The sequence below is a fragment of the Ruegeria sp. BG6 genome, assembly GCF_056538465.1.
On sequence record NZ_JBQFTB010000005.1, the window covers coordinates 58,196 to 77,918 of the forward strand.

Annotated in this window: 23 protein-coding genes; 7 read left to right on the plus strand and 16 right to left on the minus strand. The window is 59.3% G+C overall.

Annotation, left to right across the window (positions count from 1 at the left end; genetic code table 11):
- Positions 1-31: 31 nt before the first annotated feature.
- The 3 genes from ACR0JW_RS11080 (at position 32) to tdh (ending at position 2,933) form a co-directional block, all read left to right on the plus strand.
- Positions 32-595 carry a helix-turn-helix domain-containing protein gene (locus tag ACR0JW_RS11080; RefSeq protein ID WP_480713913.1) on the plus strand — a complete coding sequence of 188 codons (564 nt, stop codon included), beginning with the start codon at positions 32-34 and terminating at the stop codon, positions 593-595.
- 110 nt (positions 596-705) lie between these two features.
- Positions 706-1,890 (plus strand): glycine C-acetyltransferase, encoded by a 1,185-nt coding sequence (locus ACR0JW_RS11085; protein ID WP_170681944.1) that lies wholly within the window; start codon positions 706-708, stop codon positions 1,888-1,890.
- 14 nt (positions 1,891-1,904) lie between these two features.
- Positions 1,905-2,933, plus strand: a complete 1,029-nt coding sequence (gene tdh / locus ACR0JW_RS11090) for an L-threonine 3-dehydrogenase (protein ID WP_170681966.1) — start codon at positions 1,905-1,907, stop codon at positions 2,931-2,933.
- Between the two features lie 64 nt (positions 2,934-2,997).
- Here the strand turns inward: tdh and infB are convergent, their stop codons facing one another.
- The 6 genes from infB to pip all read right to left on the minus strand — a co-directional run bounded on the left by infB (position 2,998) and on the right by pip (position 10,289).
- Positions 2,998-5,472, minus strand: coding sequence for a translation initiation factor IF-2 (infB, locus tag ACR0JW_RS11095; RefSeq protein ID WP_170681943.1), 2,475 nt, complete (start codon positions 5,470-5,472; stop codon positions 2,998-3,000).
- A gap of 8 nt (positions 5,473-5,480) precedes the next feature.
- Positions 5,481-6,104 (minus strand): RNA-binding protein, encoded by a 624-nt coding sequence (locus ACR0JW_RS11100; protein ID WP_170615495.1) that lies wholly within the window; start codon positions 6,102-6,104, stop codon positions 5,481-5,483.
- A gap of 22 nt (positions 6,105-6,126) precedes the next feature.
- Positions 6,127-7,740 (minus strand): transcription termination factor NusA, encoded by a 1,614-nt coding sequence (nusA, locus tag ACR0JW_RS11105; RefSeq protein ID WP_170681942.1) that lies wholly within the window; start codon positions 7,738-7,740, stop codon positions 6,127-6,129.
- On the minus strand, positions 7,740-8,330 hold the full coding sequence (gene rimP / locus ACR0JW_RS11110) for a ribosome maturation factor RimP (RefSeq protein ID WP_170681941.1): 591 nt from the start codon (positions 8,328-8,330) through the stop codon (positions 7,740-7,742). The genes nusA and rimP overlap by 1 nt, the downstream gene beginning before the upstream one ends.
- A 160-nt stretch (positions 8,331-8,490) precedes the next feature.
- Positions 8,491-9,312 (minus strand): ABC transporter substrate-binding protein, encoded by an 822-nt coding sequence (locus ACR0JW_RS11115; RefSeq protein WP_170681940.1) that lies wholly within the window; start codon positions 9,310-9,312, stop codon positions 8,491-8,493.
- The gene (gene pip, locus ACR0JW_RS11120) at positions 9,309-10,289 is read right to left on the minus strand and encodes a prolyl aminopeptidase (protein ID WP_170681939.1); all 981 of its coding nucleotides are present in this window, start codon (positions 10,287-10,289) and stop codon (positions 9,309-9,311) included. The genes ACR0JW_RS11115 and pip overlap by 4 nt, the downstream gene beginning before the upstream one ends.
- A gap of 48 nt (positions 10,290-10,337) precedes the next feature.
- Between pip and ubiG the strand changes: the two genes are divergently transcribed.
- Positions 10,338-11,084, plus strand: coding sequence for a bifunctional 2-polyprenyl-6-hydroxyphenol methylase/3-demethylubiquinol 3-O-methyltransferase UbiG (gene ubiG, locus ACR0JW_RS11125; protein WP_170681938.1), 747 nt, complete (start codon positions 10,338-10,340; stop codon positions 11,082-11,084).
- Positions 11,085-11,136: 52 nt separating this feature from the next.
- Here ubiG and ACR0JW_RS11130 read toward each other — a convergent pair whose 3' ends face one another.
- From ACR0JW_RS11130 to ACR0JW_RS11145, 4 genes are read right to left on the minus strand one after another with little or no spacing between them, the layout of a single operon-like run.
- Positions 11,137-11,577 (minus strand): MarR family winged helix-turn-helix transcriptional regulator, encoded by a 441-nt coding sequence (locus ACR0JW_RS11130; protein WP_010442526.1) that lies wholly within the window; start codon positions 11,575-11,577, stop codon positions 11,137-11,139.
- 14 nt (positions 11,578-11,591) lie between these two features.
- Positions 11,592-12,422: a carbon-nitrogen hydrolase family protein gene (locus tag ACR0JW_RS11135; protein ID WP_480713914.1), complete on the minus strand. Its 831-nt coding sequence runs from the start codon at positions 12,420-12,422 to the stop codon at positions 11,592-11,594.
- Complete coding sequence (gene grxC, locus ACR0JW_RS11140; protein ID WP_170681936.1) at positions 12,422-12,679, minus strand: glutaredoxin 3; 258 nt, start codon at positions 12,677-12,679, stop codon at positions 12,422-12,424. The genes ACR0JW_RS11135 and grxC overlap by 1 nt, the downstream gene beginning before the upstream one ends.
- A gap of 36 nt (positions 12,680-12,715) precedes the next feature.
- The gene (locus ACR0JW_RS11145; RefSeq protein WP_480713915.1) at positions 12,716-13,462 is read right to left on the minus strand and encodes a double zinc ribbon domain-containing protein; all 747 of its coding nucleotides are present in this window, start codon (positions 13,460-13,462) and stop codon (positions 12,716-12,718) included.
- Between ACR0JW_RS11145 and ACR0JW_RS11150 the strand changes: the two genes are divergently transcribed.
- On the plus strand, positions 13,461-14,291 hold the full coding sequence (locus ACR0JW_RS11150; protein ID WP_170681935.1) for a methyltransferase domain-containing protein: 831 nt from the start codon (positions 13,461-13,463) through the stop codon (positions 14,289-14,291). The two genes, ACR0JW_RS11145 and ACR0JW_RS11150, sit on opposite strands and share 2 nt — an antisense overlap.
- A 55-nt stretch (positions 14,292-14,346) precedes the next feature.
- Positions 14,347-15,396 (plus strand): ferrochelatase, encoded by a 1,050-nt coding sequence (hemH, locus tag ACR0JW_RS11155; RefSeq protein ID WP_170681934.1) that lies wholly within the window; start codon positions 14,347-14,349, stop codon positions 15,394-15,396.
- 73 nt (positions 15,397-15,469) lie between these two features.
- Here hemH and ACR0JW_RS11160 read toward each other — a convergent pair whose 3' ends face one another.
- Positions 15,470-15,652: a hypothetical protein gene (locus tag ACR0JW_RS11160; RefSeq protein ID WP_010442520.1), complete on the minus strand. Its 183-nt coding sequence runs from the start codon at positions 15,650-15,652 to the stop codon at positions 15,470-15,472.
- A gap of 139 nt (positions 15,653-15,791) precedes the next feature.
- Positions 15,792-16,391 (minus strand): L,D-transpeptidase, encoded by a 600-nt coding sequence (locus ACR0JW_RS11165; protein WP_170681933.1) that lies wholly within the window; start codon positions 16,389-16,391, stop codon positions 15,792-15,794.
- A gap of 169 nt (positions 16,392-16,560) precedes the next feature.
- On the opposite strand from ACR0JW_RS11165, the gene dalA reads away from it, so the two are divergent.
- Positions 16,561-17,076, plus strand: coding sequence for a divisome-associated lipoprotein DalA (gene dalA / locus ACR0JW_RS11170; protein WP_170681932.1), 516 nt, complete (start codon positions 16,561-16,563; stop codon positions 17,074-17,076).
- 57 nt (positions 17,077-17,133) lie between these two features.
- On the opposite strand, the gene ACR0JW_RS11175 is transcribed toward dalA, so the two are convergent.
- The 4 genes from ACR0JW_RS11175 to ACR0JW_RS11190 form a co-directional block, all read right to left on the minus strand.
- Entirely contained in the window at positions 17,134-17,598 is a 465-nt protein-coding gene (locus ACR0JW_RS11175; protein WP_170615519.1) for a PTS sugar transporter subunit IIA, read from the minus strand.
- Positions 17,599-17,657: 59 nt separating this feature from the next.
- Positions 17,658-18,221: a ribosome hibernation-promoting factor, HPF/YfiA family gene (gene hpf / locus ACR0JW_RS11180; protein ID WP_170681931.1), complete on the minus strand. Its 564-nt coding sequence runs from the start codon at positions 18,219-18,221 to the stop codon at positions 17,658-17,660.
- A 252-nt stretch (positions 18,222-18,473) separates the two neighbouring features.
- Positions 18,474-19,232, minus strand: coding sequence for an LPS export ABC transporter ATP-binding protein (gene lptB, locus ACR0JW_RS11185; RefSeq protein ID WP_170615523.1), 759 nt, complete (start codon positions 19,230-19,232; stop codon positions 18,474-18,476).
- Positions 19,232-19,723, minus strand: coding sequence for an LptA/OstA family protein (locus ACR0JW_RS11190; RefSeq protein ID WP_170681930.1), 492 nt, complete (start codon positions 19,721-19,723; stop codon positions 19,232-19,234). The genes lptB and ACR0JW_RS11190 overlap by 1 nt, the downstream gene beginning before the upstream one ends.

The following is a 19,723-nucleotide window of genomic DNA, read 5'->3' on the forward strand; positions in this document are numbered from 1 at the left end:
ATGCTCCGCTCAGCGCGCATGAAATTCCGTCATGACGGAAAACACAGACGATATCCTGACACGCCTCCCCGCCCGCCTGAAAGAGGCTCGCCGGGCCAAGGGCCTGTCCCTCGAAGCGGTCGCCAACTTAAGCGGCGTCTCCCGGTCCATGGTCAGCCAGATCGAACGGGGCGAAAGCAGCCCGACCATCTCGACACTGTGGAACCTGACCCGCGCCCTGCAGGTGGATTTTGCAGGCCTTCTGGAAGACTCCAAAGCCAAGGATCAAATCGAGGTGCTCAAGAAAACCGAAGTGCCAAGTATCGATAACATGGGCGAGCGATGCCGGATTCACATCCTGTCGCCGCCGGAAGAGGCCGGTGGGCACGAAGTTTACGATATTCAGTTCGAAGACGGCGGTGCGTTGAACAGCCAGCCCCATAAGCGGGGCGCACGGGAACAGCTTACCGTTTTGGAAGGCGCCGTCCGGGTCACTTCGGGGAACGCCGTTTCGGACCTGAAGCAAGGCGATACCGCCCGGTATGCGGCGGATATTGCGCATTCCATTTCCTCCGATGGCCCGGCACGGGTTTTCCTGATCGTGAAAAACGCCTGACATCAGCAAATTTCCGCCTTCACGGAAATTTTTCCTTCATACTGTAATTCCCCTATTTGGGAATCCTATCCGCTATGTTAGAAACGCGACTCAGATGAACGGAGGTCGCCATGGCAGATGCATTCATGTCCCACATCACGGACACCCTTGCGCAGATCGAAGCAGAAGGCCTGTACAAACGCGAACGAATGATCACCTCGCCCCAGGGCGGTGAGATTACGGTGGGCGACAGGCAGGTTATCAACCTGTGTGCAAACAACTACCTGGGTCTAGCCGATCACCCCGCGCTGATCGAGGCTGCCACGAACGCAATGGGACCCAAAGGGTTCGGCATGGCTTCGGTGCGATTCATCTGTGGAACGCAGGATATTCACCGGGAACTGGAACAGGCGTTGGCGAAGTTCCTGAACAAAGACGATTCCATCCTGTTTGCAGCCTGTTTCGACGCCAATGGCGGACTGTTCGAACCTTTGTTAGGCCCCGAAGACGCCATTATCTCGGACAGTCTGAACCACGCGTCGATCATTGACGGCGTGCGGCTGTGCAAGGCGAAGCGCTATCGCTACATGAACAATGATATGAACGACCTTGAAGCCTGGCTGAAACAGGCGCGCGAGGACGGGGCGCGGCATGTCATGATCGCTACTGATGGCGTGTTTTCCATGGACGGCTATCTGGCCAATCTGCCGAAGATCCGCGAGCTGGCCGATAAATACGATGCCATCGTCATGGTCGACGATTGCCATGCCACCGGCTTCATGGGGCCGAACGGTGCGGGCACACCCGATCATTTCGGCGTCGATGTGGATATTCTGACGGGGACTCTGGGCAAGGCACTTGGGGGGGCAATCGGCGGCTACATCGCCGGGCCGCAGCCAGTGATTGACCTGCTGCGGCAGCGGGCGCGGCCCTATCTGTTCTCAAACTCGCTGCCGCCTTCCATCGTCGCCGCAGGGCTTGAAGCCCTCCGTCTGGTCGAACAGGGCGACATGCTGCGCGCTCAGCTATTCGGCAATGCGAAATACTGGCGCGCGGGTCTGGAAAAACTGGGATTTGACCTGCTACCCGGCGAGCACCCGATCATCCCCGTGATGCTGGGAGAAGCGCAGTTGGCGCAGGACATGGCCGCACGTCTGTTTGACGAAGGCGTCTATGTTTCGGGCTTCTTCTTTCCTGTCGTGCCACGCGGAAAGGCCCGGATCAGAACCCAGATGAATGCGGCCTTGACAAGGGACGAACTGGACAGCGCACTGGCGGCCTTCGGTAAGGTCGGCAAGGAGCTGGGGGTGATCTGATGCGACCCAACACAATGAAAGCGCTCGAGAAGTCCAGGCCCGAGGAAGGGCTTTGGATGGTGCGGGCTCCAGTGCCGGAAATCGGCCCTGATGAGGTGCTGATCAGGATCAACAAGACCGGAATCTGCGGCACCGATATTCATATCTGGAATTGGGATGAATGGGCCGCGCATACTGTTCCGGTGCCGATGATCACCGGCCACGAATTTGCCGGAGAGATTGTTGAGATCGGGCGTAACGTGACGGGTCTTGAGGTTGGCCAGCGCTGCTCGGGGGAAGGGCATCTGATCGGAACCGACAGCCGCCAGAGCCGCGCAGGCAAGTTTCACCTCGACCCTGGCACGCGTGGCATCGGGGTAAACGAACAGGGGGCGTTTGCCCAATACCTGAAACTGCCCGCCTTTAACGTAGTGCCCTTGCCAGACGACGTCCCGGATGAAATCGGAGCGATCCTTGATCCGCTCGGCAATGCGGTGCACACGGCGCTCAGCTTTGATTTGCTGGGAGAGGACGTTCTGATTACCGGAGCGGGTCCCATTGGCATCATGGCTGCCGCGGTCGCCCGCCATGCCGGGGCGCGGCATGTGGTGATCACCGATATCAACCCGGATCGATTAAAACTTGCCGAACATGTCGTACCCACGGTTCGCGCCGTCGATGTCAGTCACGAAGACCTGAAAGACGTTATCACTGCGCTTGGAATGCAACAGGGGTTCGATGTGGGCCTGGAGATGTCAGGCTCACAAGCCGCGCTGGATCAGATGGTCGAAGCGCTGGTGATGGGCGGCAAGATTGCCCTTCTGGGTATCCCGCCCGGCAAATCCCCGGTCGACTGGTCGCGCATCGTGTTCAAGGCGATCACCATCAAAGGCGTCTATGGCCGCGAGATGTTCGAGACCTGGTACAAGATGATAGCCATGCTTCAGAACGGCCTGGATGTCAGCCGGGTCATCACTCATCGGTTCAGCGTCGACGATTTCACCAAAGGGTTTGAGGCCATGAAATCCGGTCAATCCGGCAAAGTGGTGCTGGACTGGACCTGAAATGACAAAACGAAAACAGCGGCCCGAATGAGCCGCTGTTTTTCTTTGTCTGATTGTGTCTGGATCAGTCCAGCGTGCGGGTAACTTCTTCGCGTTCGAAGATTTCGATGACGTCGCCTTGGCGGATGTCATCGTAGTTCTCGAATGCCATACCACATTCCTGACCCGACTGGACTTCGGCCACTTCGTCCTTGAAGCGCTTCAGCGTCTTCAGCGTGCCTTCGTGAATCACCACGTTGTCGCGCAGCAGGCGGACGCCTGCGGAACGACGGGCAACGCCTTCGGTGACCAGACAGCCAGCAACCTTGCCAACACCGGTGACCTTGAAGACTTCGCGAATCTCGGCGTAGCCGATGAACTTCTCGCGAATTTCGGCGCTCAGCAGACCCGATGCGGCCGCTTTCACGTCATCAACGAGGTCATAGATCACCGAATAATAGCGGATCTCGACACCCTTCTGGTTCGCAGTGTTCCGGGCCGACGCATTAGCGCGGACGTTGAAACCAAAGACCGGTGCGCCGGAGGCTTCAGCCAGGCCGACATCCGTCTCGGTGATCGCGCCAACGCCCGAGTGCAGTACACGCACGCGCACTTCGTCGTTTCCGATCTTCTCCATCGCCTGAACGATGGCTTCGGCAGAACCCTGCACGTCGGCTTTGACGAGGATCGGCAACTCGGCCACGTTCTCGTCTTCCTTGGCCTTCTGCATCAGCTGCTCAAGGGTGGTCGCGGCACCGGCGGCGGCGCGTTTGTCCTTTGCGGCCTGTTCGCGGTAAGCTGCGATCTCACGGGCCTGCGCTTCAGTCTCGGTCACGTTCAGAACGTCACCGGCCTCGGGCGTACCGTTGAGACCCAATACTTCGACCGGAACCGAGGGGCCAGCCTCTTTGACGCGTTCACCCTTGTCGTTGATCAGCGCCCGGACCTTACCGTACTGCTCACCCACAACAAAGATATCGCCCTGACGCAGCGTGCCGTTCTGAACCAGAACAGTGGCCACAGGACCACGGCCCACATCCAGCTGCGCCTCGATCACGGCGCCTTGGGCGGCACGATCGGGGTTGGCTTTCAGTTCCAGAATCTCGGCTTGCAGCGCGATGGCTTCCAGCAGTTCGTCCAGACCCTGACCGGTGATGGCAGACACTTCGACGTCCTGAACTTCACCCGACATCTTCTCGACGATCACTTCGTGTTGCAGCAAGTCGGTGCGGACCTTGTCCGGATTTGCGTCCGGTTTGTCGATCTTGTTGATCGCCACGATCATCGGCACTTCGGCCGCCTTGGCGTGGTTGATCGCCTCGATCGTCTGCGGCATCACCGCGTCATCGGCCGCAACCACCAGAACCACGATATCCGTGACCTGGGCACCGCGCGAGCGCATCGACGTAAACGCCGCGTGGCCCGGAGTATCCAGGAAGGTCAGCGTGGTGCCGCCATCAGTTTCGACCTGATAGGCGCCGATATGCTGGGTGATGCCACCCGCTTCGCCTGCGACGACCCGCGCATCGCGGATCGCGTCCAGCAGCGAGGTCTTACCGTGGTCAACGTGACCCATGATCGTAATGACCGGCGGGCGCGGTTGCAGATCTTTTTCGCTGTCTTCGACCTCTTTGATGACGTCCTCGACATCCGAATCGGAAACACGGGTGACCTTGTGGCCGAACTCTTCGATGATCAGCTCGGCTGTATCGGCGTCGATGGTCTGGTTCTGCGTCACCATCATGCCCATCTGCATCAGCGACTTGACCACATCAGCCACACGCTCGGCCATACGGTTCGCCAGTTCCGAAACCATGATCGCTTCGGGCAACTGCACGTCGCGGATCACCTTTTCGCGCTCGACCGGGCCGCCCATGGCTTTCTGACGCGCACGCTCCTGCTTGCGCTTCATCGACGCCATCGAGCGCTGACGGTTACCTTCGCCACCGGTGGCCTGACCCAGTGTCAGCTTGCCGGACCTGCGGTTGTCGTCACGCCCTTTGCCGCGACCGCGCTGTTCGCGTTCGCGATCCTGCTTGCGCGGAGTCGCCGCTGGAGCAGGTTTGCTGGCAGGGGTGCGGGCCGCCTTGGGTTCCTCGGGGGCCGGGGCAGCAGCGGTGCGTTTGGCGGCTTCTTCCGCCTCTTTACGCTTGCGCTCTTCGTCTTCTGCCTTCTGGCGCGCACGTTCTTCGGCCTCACGCTGTTCGCGTTCCTTGGCCTCTTGCTCGGCACGGCGGCGGGCGCGTTCTTCTTCACGCGCCTTTTCTTCCGCCTCGCGGGCAGCAGCCTCGTCGGCCTCGCGCGCCTTTGCGGCCTGCAATGCCTTCATGCGGCGCGCCATTTCGGCATCCGAGATGCCCGCCGGACGACGTGAAGGATCACCCGACGGCGCAGCGCCGCCACCTGGCTTGCTGGCACCCGGCTTGGGGACCACCACGCGTTTGCGTTTGGTTTCCACCACGACATTCTTGGTGCGTCCGTGGCTGAAACTCTGTTTCACATTTCCGGGGCGTGCCCCGCCACGAAGACCCAATGTCTTTTTGCCGTCACTATCGCTCATAAAGCTTCTTACCCTTCCGAGCGGCCCTTGCCGCCGTCATCCGTTTCGCGCAAGCCACGCAGGCGCTGCGCTTCCTCTACAACACGTTTGGCGAGTCCGCCAGAGGCCAGAGCCGCATGAATCACGGTTTGGCGCCCAAATGCCTGTCCCAACTCGTCCGCCGTCAGCCAACCGATGTATTTGCCGAAATGCGGCGTGCTCAGTTTCGACTTGCCGCGCCCCGATCCATCGGTGGCCTGAATCAGTACCTGGGCCTCTTCCCGGTCCAGCCACGTCTTGACCTTTTCGTATCCGGCGACCGCATCGCCGGACTTGCGGGCCAGACTCAGCAGTTCAATCACTCGGCGCGAAATCTGCCGCTCGACCTCATCCGCCAGATCCTGCGGTATGGTCACCTGAGCCTTGAACCCGCGTGCAAACAGCTTCTTGCCTACGGCCCGGTCCAGTGCGGCGCGATCCGCCGCCACATAGACCCCACGCCCCGGCAGTTTCGCCGCGACATCCGGATAAACCTGACCGTCCGGCCCCGTCACAAAGCGTATCAACCCATATTTAGGCTGAACTTCGCCCGTGGCGATGCACTTGCGTTCAGGTCCTTCGGACCGGTCTTTATGGACGCCACCGCGACCCATTCACGCCACCCGAGGCCTGAAATCAGGCCTCGGCCTCCTCGTCTGCAATTTCACCGTCTTCTTCGGCCTGCTCCAGCTCGGCCGGATCAACCCAACCCAGCATGATGCGGGCCGTCATGACCAGATCCTGTGCTTCTTCCAGCGTGACGCCGAAAGGCTCCAGAACACCGTCATCCTTGATGCGTTCGCCATCGACCGTGGTCCAGCCACCGGCCAGTTCCCAGTCCGCGCAGGTCGCGAAGTCTTCCAGTGTCTTCACATCGTCCTTGGCCAGCGCCTCAACCATCTGGGGTGTCAGGCCTTCGAATTCAATAAGGCTGTCCTCGGCGCCCAGGGCGCGGGCGGCATCCAGCGCGGCCTTGGCCTGAGCTTCCAGGAATTCCCGTGCGCGGGTTTGCAGTTCCTGCGCGGTACCTTCGTCTACACCGTCAATGACCAGCAGTTCGTCGATCTCGACATAGGCAACCTCTTCGAGGTTGGTGAAACCCTCTGAGACCAGCAACTGAGCAAAGAATTCGTCCAGATCCAGACTTTCCATGAACAGCTTGGTGCGGGCTTCGAATTCCTTCTGACGACGCGCTGACTCTTCGGCCTCGGTCATGATGTCGATGTCCAGACCGGTCAGTTGGCTGGCCAGACGCACGTTCTGACCCCGGCGACCGATGGCGAGGCTCAATTGTTCCTCGGGGACCACAACCTCGATCTTGCCGGCTTCTTCGTCCAGAACCACCTTGGAAACCTCGGCGGGTTGCAGCGCGTTCACCAGGAAAGTCGGCTGGTCCTCGTTCCACGGGATGATGTCGATCTTTTCGCCCTGCAATTCGTTCACGACGGCCTGCACGCGGCTGCCGCGCATACCGACGCAGGCACCGACGGGATCAATTGAGCCGTCATAGGAAATCACGGCGATCTTCGCGCGCGAGCCGGGGTCACGGGCCACGGCCTTGACCTCAATGATGCCGTCATAGATTTCCGGCACTTCCATCTTGAACAGCTCAGCCATGAATTCCGGCGCAGTACGCGACAGGAAGATCTGGTGACCGCGAACCTCGCGGCGGACTTCCTTGATATAGGCGCGGACACGATCATTCGGGCGATAGCTTTCGCGACCGATCTTGTCGTTGCGGCGCAGAACGGCCTCGGCACCGCCCAGATCGACGATGACATTGCCGAATTCTTCGCGCTTCACGGCACCGTTGATGATTGTGCCCGCGCGATCCTTGAACTCCTCATACTGACGATCCCGCTCGGCCTCGCGGACTTTTTGCAGAATCACCTGTTTCGCCGACTGCGCCGCGATACGGCCCATTTCAACCGGCGGCACTTCTTCAGCGAAGACGTCTCCGACCTGCGGGTCTTCCATGTACTGCTTGGCCTGCTCGACGGTGAACTCGGCCTGATAGTTTTCCAGCTCGTCATCCTCGACCACGGTACGAACGCGGGTAAAGGTGGCCTTGCCGGTCTTACGGTCGATGCTGACGCGAATGTCCATCTCGGCGCCGTAGCGGCTCTTGGCGGCGCGGGCGAGCGATTCTTCCATCGCTTCGACAACCAGACCGGGGTCGATCATTTTTTCGCGGGCCACGGCCTCGGCGGTCTGCAGCAGCTCCAGCTGGTTGGCTGAGGTGATTGCCATCAGTTCGTCTCCTCTTCGGACCCTTCGGTCTCAATCTCGTCGAAAGCGTTTTCGTTCAGGGCACCGGCGTCCTTACGCTGGCGCAGCATTTCCTTGATCAGGTCGTCGGTCAGGACCAGCTTGGCGTCGCTCAGCCAGTCGAACTGCAGACCGATGGTGATCGTCTCGTCCCCCTCGGGAATATTGATCAGAACCTCTTCGCCTTCGACCCCGGCCAACTCACCCTTGAAGCGGCGGCGGCCGTCGATCAGCTCGGCGGTTTCGATTTTGGCCTCATACCCTTCGAACGTCTCAAAATCCTTGAGACGGGTCAGAGGGCGGTCGATACCCGGGCTGGACACTTCCAATGTATAGGCGTCAAGGATCGGATCCTCGACATCCAGCGTGGCGCTGACCGCGTTTGAAATCTCGGCGCAATCATCCACTTCGATACCGCCATCCGGCTTGTCAGCCATGATTTGCAGCGTGGTTTGTTTGCCGCTCATCAGGCGGATACGGACCAGCTCATACCCCAGATCCTCAATCACGGGGATAATGATCTCGGCCAGTCGCCGATCGATGGCAGCTTTGGCTATCAGGTCGTTTGTCATCAGGTTCTCTACCCATGAATCGGGCACAAAAAAACGGGCGCGCGGCCCGTCGATCTTTTCCGGTGGAGCCCCGGACCCTAGCCCGACACGCCGCTGTTGAAACTGCATATACGCAGGGTTTCCCGAAACTGCAACCCCCGGCAGGTCACACTGAACGGAATTACGCCACCCACCACCTTTCGGCGATGCGCCCGTCGTCCAGCGCGCGGCCCTTTCCGATCTGGCGGGGCATTCCCACATGAGCAGCCAGCGCCAGTGCCATCTCCGATTCGGCGGGATAAAACCGCAAACCTCGCTGGCCCTTCAGCCCCTCCGAGGCAGGCAAGGCCGCGATGTCGACATACCCATCCCGCAATGCTTCAGCGCGGACATTTGGATCCGGAATGACGATGATTTCCACGGAGTCCGCCCAACCGGCCTGTCCGTCCTTGTAGTGACCGTTCACCTTGCGCCCGAGGAAATGGCGGCCATCCTCGGCACGCTCGACACGGTAACACCCCGTCCCGTTCGCGGCGTGCAGTGGCGTGACCCCCTGCCCCTTGCGTGTAATGACAAACCGACTGTCGGCCAGAAGAAACGGCAGGCCCGGATTGGCCGCGGCCAATTCCAATCGTATCGAAGTCAGGGAAAGCGCTTTGGCCTGTCCGACTTCTTCCAGAACGGCCAGAACATCACCCATTTCCAAAACCGCGCCATCGTGAAACAGAACGTCCCGGCGCAGCTCGAAATTCCAGACGCGCGCTTCTGCATCGGTTTGCCAACTGGTTGCCAACTCTCCACGCAAGGTGCCATCCGGCGCAATCTCGGTCAGCGTGTCGAACACCGCGCCGCGCGCCACCTGCTCGAGGCTGTCATCACGGGGCACGGCCAACCGCAAGGCCCCGCCCGATTTCGGCGTATCCGCCAGCGAAGCTCCGGTCGCCGCCAGCAGAGCGGCAGCGGCACCCGACGCAAACAGGGCTCGGCGGTCGATCCGTGTCATGCTACAGCCTCCTCGGCCACGCGGTCCATGATACGGACCAGTTCGGCGCTAATCCCGGGCTCAGAGAGGGCGTGGCCTGCCTGCCGCACCATTTTCAGCTCGGCGTTGGGCCAGCGGTCGGCCAGATTCCAGGCAGCTTGCGGCGGGCAGATCATGTCATAGCGACCTTGAACGATATGGCCGGGAATATGTGCGATCCGATCCATCCGATCCAGAATCTGGCCGTCTTTCTCAAGAAATCCACCATTCATGAAATAGTGGTTTTCAAGCCGAGCAAAGGCGCGCGCATACTCTCCGGGGCTTTCCCCGGTCGATCCGTTGGAATGGATCGAAGCCAGCGCATTTTCCCAACTGGACCAGGCGCGGGCATATAGGATTTCGGTCGCGCGATCGCCTGAAAACAGGCGTTTGTGATAGGCGGCGATTGCGTCGTGCAGTTCGGCATCGGGCAGCAGGGACGTGAATTTCGCCCACTGCTCGGGCCAGAATTTTCCGGCCCCACCGCCATAGAACCAGTCCAGTTCGGCCTTTGTCATAAGGAAAACGCCACGCAGCACCAGACGGGCAACATGATCCGGATGGGCCTGCGCGTAGATCAGCGCCAAGGTGGCCCCCCAACTGCCGCCAAAAACGATCCACTCATCTATGTCCAGCAACACTCGCAGGCGTTCTATATCGTCAACCAGATGCCATGTCGTGTTGTCTTCGACCGCAGCGTGGGGCCGGGACCGGCCACAGCCGCGCTGATCGAACAGAATCACCCGGTAAACATCGGGATCAAAATAGCGGCGCATCGCCGGACTGCAGCCACCACCCGGGCCGCCATGCAAAACCACGACCGGTATCCCATCGGGATTGCCGCATTGTTCCATATAGATGCGATGCCCGTCGCCCACATCCACCATCCGCTGATCGAACGGGTCGGTCGGCGGGTAGAGATATTGAACTGCGCGCTTTTGGTCCGGGTACTTGTCCATTATTGGCCTATATAGTCCTTACGGGTAAAAGAGCATACGGAGACAGGAATGCAAGCGCATCCGAACACGGTCGACCCTTCCGAGATCGCAAAATTCGAAGCGATGGCGGCGGAATGGTGGGATCCGCATGGCAAATTCAAGCCATTGCACATGCTGAATCCGTGCCGTCTGGACTATATCACACAACAGATTGCGGGCGAGTTCGATCGCGACCTGAAGCGCCCTAATCCCTTTGAGGGCCTGCGTTTGCTGGACATCGGCTGCGGTGGCGGATTGCTGAGCGAGCCGATGTCCCGACTGGGGGCCGAAGTCGTCGGCGCCGACGCTGCCGCAGGCAACCTGCCCGTCGCACGTATTCATGCGGAACAATCCGGGCTGCAAATCGACTATCGCCACACAACGGCCGAATCGCTGGCCGAGGCCGGTGAACAGTTCGACGTGGTCCTGAACATGGAAGTTGTCGAGCATGTGGCCGACCCTTTGGGGTTTCTGACTGCATCGCAGCAGCTCTTGAAACCCGGCGGCTTGCTGATCTGCTCCACCATCAACCGCAACCCGAAATCCTATGCGATGGCCATTTTCGGGGCCGAGGTCGTCATGCGCTGGCTGCCGCGCGGGACGCATGAGTGGAACAAGTTCATTACACCCGATGAGCTGTTCGACCTGCTGCGCCAGGCCGGGCTGGACCCGGTGGACCGCAAGGGGTTCGTGTTCAACCCAATCCTGTGGAATTGGTCAATTTCCGACCGCGACCTCAGCGTGAATTACGTGACCGCAAGCGTGAAGCCGGGCTGAGCTGTTCGAGATGGGGGCAAGCGCCCATTTGACGCTGGGTGCCGAATTGCCCCTATTCACCCTCAAGCTGCAACCGCAAATCCCGCAACACGGGCAGGGTGCTGCGGACCCGCTCCAGACCCAACTCTCCGACCACTCGGTTGATCAGCGGCGCAATCGAGGAAATCGCCTGATCGCGCGCACGGCGACCGGCGGGGCTGATCGCCACCATCTTACGACGGGCATCGTCCCAGTCGGGGCGGATGTGGATGTATCCGGCCCATTCCAGCTTGGCCAAAGTGTTGGTCATCGCGCCTCGGGTCACATGGAATGTGTTGGCCAGTTGCGCCGGGCTGCGCTCGTCTCCGACAAAGACCAGATGGTTCAGCACCGAGAAATGCGAGATCTCCATGCCCTTGGGCAGCACCCGGCTGAGCCGGTTGCGCAAAAGCTGATCGGCGGTCAGGATCTCGCTGAAAAGCGTGACCGCAAGGGCATTTTTCTCGTCCGTCATAGTCCGGTTCTGGATCAGGGCCCGTCGAAAGGCCGCACGTGAGTCAATGAGGGCACACGGCTGCGCGCCTGTGTCACAGAACTATCATCCAAATCGAAAATGTGAATGCCCGGATCGTTACCTGCGTCGATCAGCACCTCTCCCCAAGGGGCCACAACCATGCTGTGGCCATAGGTATGACGGGTCCTGCCGCGGGTTTTCGGATGCTCACCCGTTTGCGCCGGGGCCAGAACCCAACAGCCGGTCTCAATCGCGCGTGCGCGCAACAACGGTTCCCAATGGGCCGCGCCGGTAACCGGTGAAAAAGCCGCCGGGACAGTCAGAATCCGCGCGCCGGACTGCGCCAGCGCTGCGTAAAGCTGCGGGAAGCGAATGTCATAGCAGACAGTCATGCCAACCTTGCCGAAATCGGTCTCGGCAATCACTGCCTTGTCGCCTGGCCTGTAGTTCCTGGATTCGCGGAAGGTCTCAGACTCGGTGACCTGCACGTCGAACATGTGAATCTTGTCATAGCGGGCCACGATCTGACCCTTCGGGTCGATCAGGAAGGACCGGTTGGCGAATCGCCCATCTGCGTCATGGGTCCTGACCGCCAGCGAGCCGATCAGCAGCCAGACACCAAGCGTGGCGGCCTGTTCTCGCAGGCCGGCCAGCGTGATGTCATCTTCTTCGTGCTGCAAAACTTCGCGCTGCCGTGTGGTGCTTGTCGAGACGCAATTCGTGACCTCGGGCGTCAGGATGAACTGCGCGCCCTGCGCTGCCGCATCAGCCATCATGGCGCGCACCATACTGAGGTTTTCTGCCGGGTCATCCGACGAAGTGATTTGCAACAGCGCCGTTTTCATCAGGCCGCCAGCAGACGGTCCAGCTTGCCCTGCCGGTCCAGCTCGTACAGATCATCGCAACCGCCGACATGGATGTCACCTACAAAGATCTGAGGCACCGTGCGCTTACCGGAGGCCCGTTTGATCATCTCTGGTTTTCGCTTGGGGTCCATCAGGACATCGATTTCCTTGAACTCGATACCCTTCTGCTTGAGCAGGCGTTTGGCTGCGTGGCAAAAGCCGCATAGCGGCGAGGTGTAGATTTCTACCGGCTTCATGTTCCGTTCCCTAGATTTCGCGCAATCTTGAGCGAATTAGGCATCCTTGGCAACGCGCGCCAGTACCAACACGAAAATATGATTTGCCCCTGCGATCTGGCATGCTCGGGTACAGGCTGCCAAAGTCGCGCCGGATGTCATCACGTCATCCACCAGAAGGATATCGCGGCCTGTCAGCAGGTTTCGCCGCTTGGGGTGAACTGCGATCGCATCTGACAGGATGTCCGCCCGTTCCGCTGCGGTTTTGCCATCCAGAACCGGGGTTTTTGTTCGACGCACCAGCAGGTCCGGAAACATGTCCAGGCCGGTTTCACGGGCCAGACTTTGCGCCAGCAGGGCAGACTGATTGTATCGCCGTTTCAGCAGGCGCGACCAGTGCAACGGGACAGGTGCGATCAGCATCTCGTCGCGAAGCAGATCTTGGCCTGCCCGCGCCATCCAAAGGGCCGCTGTTCGGGCCAGTTCGGGCCTGTCACCGTGCTTGAAGCTCAGGATCAGCGATCGTGCCTGACCCTGATACAACAGCGCTGCGCGCCCGTCCCTCCATGGTCGGGGGCTCGCCAGACAATCGTCGCACTCGATTCTGTGACCATCCGCCTCGCCCTCTATCGGCATTCCGCAGGTTTCGCAGACGGTCCCGCCGATGAATGGCGTGTCACGCCAACAGGAGCCGCACAAACCAAAGTCGGATTCCGTCAATACGCCGCATCCCAGGCAACGCGGCGGGTAGATCAGTGCAACAACGGTTTGAATCCGCTGCCACATGCGATACTTGCGACCCATGAAACTGCCTGCCGACACTGCACCCTCGCCGTTTGATCGCTCGATACTGACCATGCGCCGCGCCCGTGCCCGGGACGATGCGTTGTTCCTGCATCACGCTGCCATGGATGAGGTGCAGGATCGGCTTTTGATGGTTAACAGAAGCTTTACGGCACCGGCGATTATCACTCCGTTCCCGCATCTCTGGCGCGATTTTCTGCCCGCTGCCACCATCATCGCGGATAATGAGGTTCTGGAGCTGGAGCGCGGATCACATGATCTGGTTATTCACGCGATGGCGCTGCACTGGACCAATGACCCGGTCGGGCAATTGATCCAATGCCGTCACGCCCTGCGCCCGGACGGGCTTCTGCTGGGCGTCTGTCCCGGTGGTGAAACCCTGCACGAACTGCGTGCAGCCCTAGGACAGGCCGAGATCGAAGTAACTGGGGGGCTCAGCCCCCGCATCGCCCCGATGGCAGAACTGCGCGATCTGGGTGGGCTATTGCAGCGGGCCGGTTTTGCATTGCCCGTGGCCGACAGGGCAACCGTGACAGCGGAATACCGTGACCTGATGCACCTGATGCACGATCTTCGCGCAATGGGTGAGACCAATATTCTGATCGCCCGTCTGAAATACCCGACTCAGCGCCTTGTCTTTGACAAAGCCCAGACCATCTACAACCGCCACTTTGCGTCGCCTCAGGGCCGTCTGCTGGCGACGTTCGAATTGATCTGCCTGACAGGCTGGTCCCCGCACGACAGCCAACCGCAACCGTTGCGCCCCGGGTCCGCCCGCATGCGACTAGCTGAAGCTTTAGGGACAAAAGAAGGCAAACTGTCCGATTGACCGCCGGGCATTTCCGTTTATCTCAGGCCGGACCACAGAAACTCAGGAAGCTCAAATGACTGACGCAACCCGCCCCGCCCATGCACCAGCCGACCACCCAAAGGTCAAAACGGGTCGCGTCGGACTCCTGCTGGCAAATCTGGGCACGCCGGATGACTACAGCTATTGGCCGATGCGGCGTTATTTGAACGAGTTTCTGTCGGATCAACGCGTGATCGACTATCCAAAGTGGAAGTGGCAACCGATCCTGCAGGGGATCATCCTGACCAAGCGCCCGTTCAGCTCGGGTGAGGCCTACAAATCGATCTGGAATCACGACAAGGGCGAAAGCCCGCTGATGACGATCACCAAGGACCAGACAGCCAAGCTGCGCAACGCGATGCACGATCGCTACGGCGATCAGGTGATGGTCGATTTCTGCATGCGTTATGGCAACCCTTCGACCAAGTCCAAAGTACACGAGATGGTGGCGGCGGGCTGTGACCGCATCCTGTTCTTCCCGCTCTACCCGCAATACGCGGGAGCCACGACAGCGACAGCAAATGATCAGTTCTTCCGGGCGCTGATGGAGGAGGTCTGGCAACCGGCCACCCGGACCGTACCCGCGTATTTTGACGAACCTGCCTACATCGACGCATTGGCGGGGTCCGTTGAGCGCGCTTATGCAGAGATGGAGACGAGGCCCGACATTCTCGTCTGTTCCTATCACGGGATGCCGGAACGCTATTTACAGCAAGGCGACCCCTATCACTGCCAATGCGCAAAAACCACCAGACTGCTGAAAGAGCGGCTGGGCTGGACAGACGATCAGCTGGTTTCGACGTTCCAGTCCCGGTTCGGACCCGAGGAATGGCTGAAGCCCTACACCGTCGAGCACGTCGCCGATCTGGCGCGGCAGGGCAAAAAGAACATCGCGGTAATCGCCCCGGCCTTTTCAGCCGACTGCATCGAAACGCTGGAAGAAATCAACGAAGAAATTCGGGAAAGCTTTGAGGAGGCCGGCGGCGAGGGCTTTACTTATATCCCATGCCTCAACGCCGATGATTCGCATATCGCCGCACTTGGCGCGGTGATCGAAGACAATCTCAGGGGCTGGCTGGACTGAACGACCCACAGACCGGACACAAAAAAAAGGCGATGGATAAATCCACCGCCTTTTCTTTGATCAGCTTGTCGAATTAGCTTGCTGCAACAGCTGCGGCAACAACAACCAGCAGGATCAGCGGCAGGATGATACCCTGCGACGAACCTTGGGTTTCTTCGACAACGACAGGTGCCTCTACAACCGGCTCTTCCAGGTTGCCAGCATAGGCAGTCGAAGCAGCAGCGGTCAGAGCAGCGGCGAGAACGAGTTTTTTCATATTAACCTCCAGAATTTGCGTGATTCCGATTAGTGGAGTCACGCATCTAAGACTTACCTCGTGTTTTTTTCTAATCAGCAATGCGCAGGGATTGCAATTGCAACTTGATCGCCAAGCGGGTTCGTGCATGAAAATGTCGTCAAATTAGCAACACTTGCGTGCCAACCTTCGCCATAGAAAACAGCTCGGCAATGTCCTCGTTGAACAGGCCGATACACCCGTTTGAAGACCGGCGCCCGATTTTGCGCGTGTCATGGGTGCCGTGAATGCGATAGTATTTCCAGCTCAGGTACAAAGCATGTGTTCCCAAAGGGTTATCCGGACCAGGCGGGATATAGTCGGGCCATTCCGGATTTCGCCTCTTCATCGACGGCGTCGGCGACCAGCTTGGTCCTTCGACCTTCCGGATCACGCTCGTCCGTCCGCGGCGGGTCAGTTCTTCGGTCAATGGAACCGAAGACGGGTAGAGTTTGTATACAGATTGATCATCTGACCAATAATGCAGCGCCCGCGAGACGGTATCGACCAGAATGGCACCGTTGCGGGTATTGGAAAAATAAGGCTGCCAGTCCAACGCCCGGAAGCCCGAAACATTGCGGCGAACCGCCGGTTCTGCTTCCGGAGCAGGACGCAATGGGTCTCCGGGAATGTACTGGGCGATTGCCGGCGAGGCCAGCATGGCCGTCGCACCTGCCAGAAATCCGCGGCGGGTCGAGGGCTGAATACGTTTTTTGACCATGACAAAGGGTCCTTTGCTTAGGTGACTTGGAAATTTCGGATCATTTTATTGCCAGAATGCTTCAGTCGCAAATCAAACCGGCAGAATCACGCGGGTTGCGGCCATTGTACGTTTGCCCAGCGCGTTCAGTCACGCTATGCCCGTTGATAACACAATTATCAGGTCGACCATGACGCGTATCCTTTCTCTGCTAGTTTTTTGCCTTGTCGCGCTGGCGGCATGCACGGACACCTCAACCACAGCCTTGGGGGCCGACGGGCGGCCGTTGCCGACAGTCTATAAGATTCGCGGCAGCACCGATAAACTACAATTCCGCATGTTGGATTCGGTGAATGCGCTCCGTCAGGCCTCGGGCCTGCAACCGGTTCAACTGAATGCCCAGCTGAATGCAGCCGCAGCCACCCATTCCAAAGACATGGCACGTCAGAACCGCCCCTGGCATTTCGGGTCGGACGGATCCTCACCCATCGATCGCGCTGCGCGCGCAGGCTACTTCGGAACCTTCCTGGGCGAAGCAATTTCCGAGACCTACGAGACCGAGACCGAAACCCTGGCCGCGTGGATGCAGGAGCCCGGCCCGCGCGCCGTCATCATGGATCCGAAGGCAAGCCAGATGGGCTTTGCCTGGCATCAGGAAAAAGGCGGCAAAATCTGGTGGACACTGGAAATGGGCACAGGCGGCTGATCGCCTCGGGCCGCAACAAAGCCTCCGGATAACGGGGGCTTTTTCAATTGAACCAGGTTACGCAGCCTGCATCGACTGCGCTTCGGTCAGAATGGCATAAAGTTTGACGGGGTCAGGATTTGCCCGCAACTTTGCGCAGACAGATGTGTCACGCAAGGTCCGCGACACAAGCGCCAGCGCCTTGAGATGATCGACACCCGCTTCCTCCGGCGCAAACAACGAAAAGGCAATGTCGACTGGCTGACGGTCGACCGAGCCGAAATCAATAGGCTTTTCCAGCATGACGAAAACGCCAGAAACGGCCTGAAGCTGCGGCAATCTCGCATGTGGCAGCGCCACACCATGGCCAACCCCGGTCGGGCCGAGGCTTTCACGCTCCAGCAGGCTGTCCACAACTTCCTGCGCGTCCAGCCCAAGGGTGGCGGCAGCGACATCGCTGATTTCCTGAAACAACCGCTTCTTGCTGGAAGCAGATGACAATACACGTACGGCTTCGGGCTTCAGTATGCTCGACAGCTCCATGATCACGCTCCATGACGTTGCCCCGGCCAAAACCGGGGCCCGTCTTTCAATCTTGCCTGTTACGGATCGATCCAACCGATATTGCCGTCATCCCGGCGATACACGACATTCAATCCGTCCTTGTTTTCATTACGGAACACCAGCACCGGGGCGCCTGCAAGTTCCATTTGCATAACAGCTTCGCCAACGCTGAGAGATGGGATCTTTGTTTCCATCTCAGCCACAATCATGGGCTGCAGCGATTCGGGTTCGTCAGCCGTCTCCGATTCATCAGAGGCGAGGATATATGAGGACGCGCCAAAGAGTTCAACCGGCTCGGACCGATCCTTGTGGTGGTCTTTCAGCCGACGCTTGTATCTGCGCAGTTGTGTCTCCATTTTGTCGCAGCAAGCCTCGAATGCCGCATAAATCTCGATTGCGTGGGCCTTGGCCTGGGCGGTCAGGCCTGTCGACAGATGCACCGTGGTCTCGCATACATATTCATGCGCTGAACGGGAAAAGACGACGGCGGCGTCCGTCGGGCGCTGGGCATACTTACCCACAACCTCGCCCAGCTCGGTCTGCACGTGGGTCTGCAGCGCCGCGCCGATGTCGATCTGTTTTCCGCTGATTTGGTAACGCATGTGATCTCCTTCACAATTCACACCCATTCTGACGCCACGTTACGCGGCGAGCTTGTTTTTATCGGGTGGGGGGTAGCGACATGTTTTGTGGTTGTCTGCCATCGCGCCCTTCGGAGAAGGGACATCGTGATCCAGACTGGAACCGCAAAACTGCCATGAGCCAATTGAGCCAAGAGGCGGCGGAAGAGTCAATCAAAACAAAAGCGTATTTGTGTAATTTCCGACATGCAGCAAGCGCAGATCAGCGCAAGTCTATGAAATCCTGAAGTTTTCACCCAGATACACGCGGCGCACATTCTCGTTTTCAACAACTTCGTCCGGCGTGCCGGACATCAACATCTTTCCGTCATGCAGGATGTATGCCCTGTCCACAATTTCCAGCGTTTCGCGGACGTTGTGATCCGTGATCAAAACACCAATTCCGCGCTTTTTCAGGTCGGCAACCAAATGCCGGATATCCCCAACGCTGATTGGATCCACACCCGCAAACGGTTCATCCAAAAGCAAATACTTGGGATCGGCGGCCAGACAGCGCGCGATTTCCACCCGGCGCCTTTCCCCCCCCGACAAAGCCAGTGCAGGGGCCCGCCGCAAATGCTCGATCGAGAAATCGGACAAAAGCTCTTCCAGACGTTCCTTGCGACGATGCGCGTGGCTGACGGTTATGTCCAGCACAGCTGCGATATTGTCCTCGACGCTCATGCCGCGAAAAATCGACATCTCCTGAGGCAGATAACCGATCCCCATCCGGGCGCGCCGGTACATCGGCAAAGTCGTGACATTGTGCCCGTCCAGCGTGACCGTGCCCGCCTCGGGGAAAACCAGCCCGGCGACAGAATAGAACGTCGTTGTCTTGCCCGACCCGTTGGGACCGAGCAAAGCCACAACTTCGGACCGGCCCAGTGTCATCGAAACATCCCGGATCACGGTCTTCTTGCGATAGGACTTTCGCAGTTTCTCGATTCTGAGACCCGAGGTGCCGTCGGCAACGGATAGGTTGGGTCGTGCCATCAGTTGTTGCCCTGTTGCAGGATCGTTTTCACCCGACCGGTCATGGTTGCGGTACCGGTGGTCAGGTTGGCATTCATCTGATCGCCGCTGATGACGCTTGGCCCCTGTGTCAGAAGAACATTGCCCTTCATCAGGATCACACCGGAATCAATCGTATATTCGGCCCAATCCCCCTGCGCCGCGTCGGGAGGGCTTACCAGAACCACGTCTTCCGTGGCCTCTAGCCGCTCGATCGCCGAACGCTCGTTGTTGTAGATGACCAGAACCCGTTCTGCAGTCAGACGCATTTCGCCCTGAATCACGATGACATTTCCCAGAAACTCGGCCGACCCGTTTTCCTGATTGACGTTGAGTGTTTCCGACGTCACTTCGACAGGCAAACTGGGGTCCGCCTTGGTCGACCCAAACGCCACCTGCGTTTCCTGCGCGGTCGCGGAAACGGCACTCGTCACCAGAGCGATGCAAACAAGGGCAATTCGAAAATCAAACAC

Bases quoted from the DNA above. Each gene is read 5' to 3' on its own strand.
- ACR0JW_RS11080 (WP_480713913.1), top strand. From the start codon at position 32: ATGACGGAAAACACAGACGATATCCTGACACGCCTCCCCGCCCGCCTG.
- ACR0JW_RS11085 (WP_170681944.1), top strand. From the start codon at position 706: ATGGCAGATGCATTCATGTCCCACATCACGGACACCCTTGCGCAGATC.
- tdh (WP_170681966.1), top strand. From the start codon at position 1,905: ATGAAAGCGCTCGAGAAGTCCAGGCCCGAGGAAGGGCTTTGGATGGTG.
- infB (WP_170681943.1), bottom strand. From the start codon at position 5,472: ATGAGCGATAGTGACGGCAAAAAGACATTGGGTCTTCGTGGCGGGGCA.
- ACR0JW_RS11100 (WP_170615495.1), bottom strand. From the start codon at position 6,104: ATGGGTCGCGGTGGCGTCCATAAAGACCGGTCCGAAGGACCTGAACGC.
- nusA (WP_170681942.1), bottom strand. From the start codon at position 7,740: ATGGCAATCACCTCAGCCAACCAGCTGGAGCTGCTGCAGACCGCCGAG.
- rimP (WP_170681941.1), bottom strand. From the start codon at position 8,330: ATGACAAACGACCTGATAGCCAAAGCTGCCATCGATCGGCGACTGGCC.
- ACR0JW_RS11115 (WP_170681940.1), bottom strand. From the start codon at position 9,312: ATGACACGGATCGACCGCCGAGCCCTGTTTGCGTCGGGTGCCGCTGCC.
- pip (WP_170681939.1), bottom strand. From the start codon at position 10,289: ATGGACAAGTACCCGGACCAAAAGCGCGCAGTTCAATATCTCTACCCG.
- ubiG (WP_170681938.1), top strand. From the start codon at position 10,338: ATGCAAGCGCATCCGAACACGGTCGACCCTTCCGAGATCGCAAAATTC.
- ACR0JW_RS11130 (WP_010442526.1), bottom strand. From the start codon at position 11,577: ATGACGGACGAGAAAAATGCCCTTGCGGTCACGCTTTTCAGCGAGATC.
- ACR0JW_RS11135 (WP_480713914.1), bottom strand. From the start codon at position 12,422: ATGAAAACGGCGCTGTTGCAAATCACTTCGTCGGATGACCCGGCAGAA.
- grxC (WP_170681936.1), bottom strand. From the start codon at position 12,679: ATGAAGCCGGTAGAAATCTACACCTCGCCGCTATGCGGCTTTTGCCAC.
- ACR0JW_RS11150 (WP_170681935.1), top strand. From the start codon at position 13,461: ATGAAACTGCCTGCCGACACTGCACCCTCGCCGTTTGATCGCTCGATA.
- ACR0JW_RS11145 (WP_480713915.1), bottom strand. From the start codon at position 13,462: ATGGGTCGCAAGTATCGCATGTGGCAGCGGATTCAAACCGTTGTTGCA.
- hemH (WP_170681934.1), top strand. From the start codon at position 14,347: ATGACTGACGCAACCCGCCCCGCCCATGCACCAGCCGACCACCCAAAG.
- ACR0JW_RS11160 (WP_010442520.1), bottom strand. From the start codon at position 15,652: ATGAAAAAACTCGTTCTCGCCGCTGCTCTGACCGCTGCTGCTTCGACT.
- ACR0JW_RS11165 (WP_170681933.1), bottom strand. From the start codon at position 16,391: ATGGTCAAAAAACGTATTCAGCCCTCGACCCGCCGCGGATTTCTGGCA.
- dalA (WP_170681932.1), top strand. From the start codon at position 16,561: ATGACGCGTATCCTTTCTCTGCTAGTTTTTTGCCTTGTCGCGCTGGCG.
- ACR0JW_RS11175 (WP_170615519.1), bottom strand. From the start codon at position 17,598: ATGGAGCTGTCGAGCATACTGAAGCCCGAAGCCGTACGTGTATTGTCA.
- hpf (WP_170681931.1), bottom strand. From the start codon at position 18,221: ATGCGTTACCAAATCAGCGGAAAACAGATCGACATCGGCGCGGCGCTG.
- lptB (WP_170615523.1), bottom strand. From the start codon at position 19,232: ATGGCACGACCCAACCTATCCGTTGCCGACGGCACCTCGGGTCTCAGA.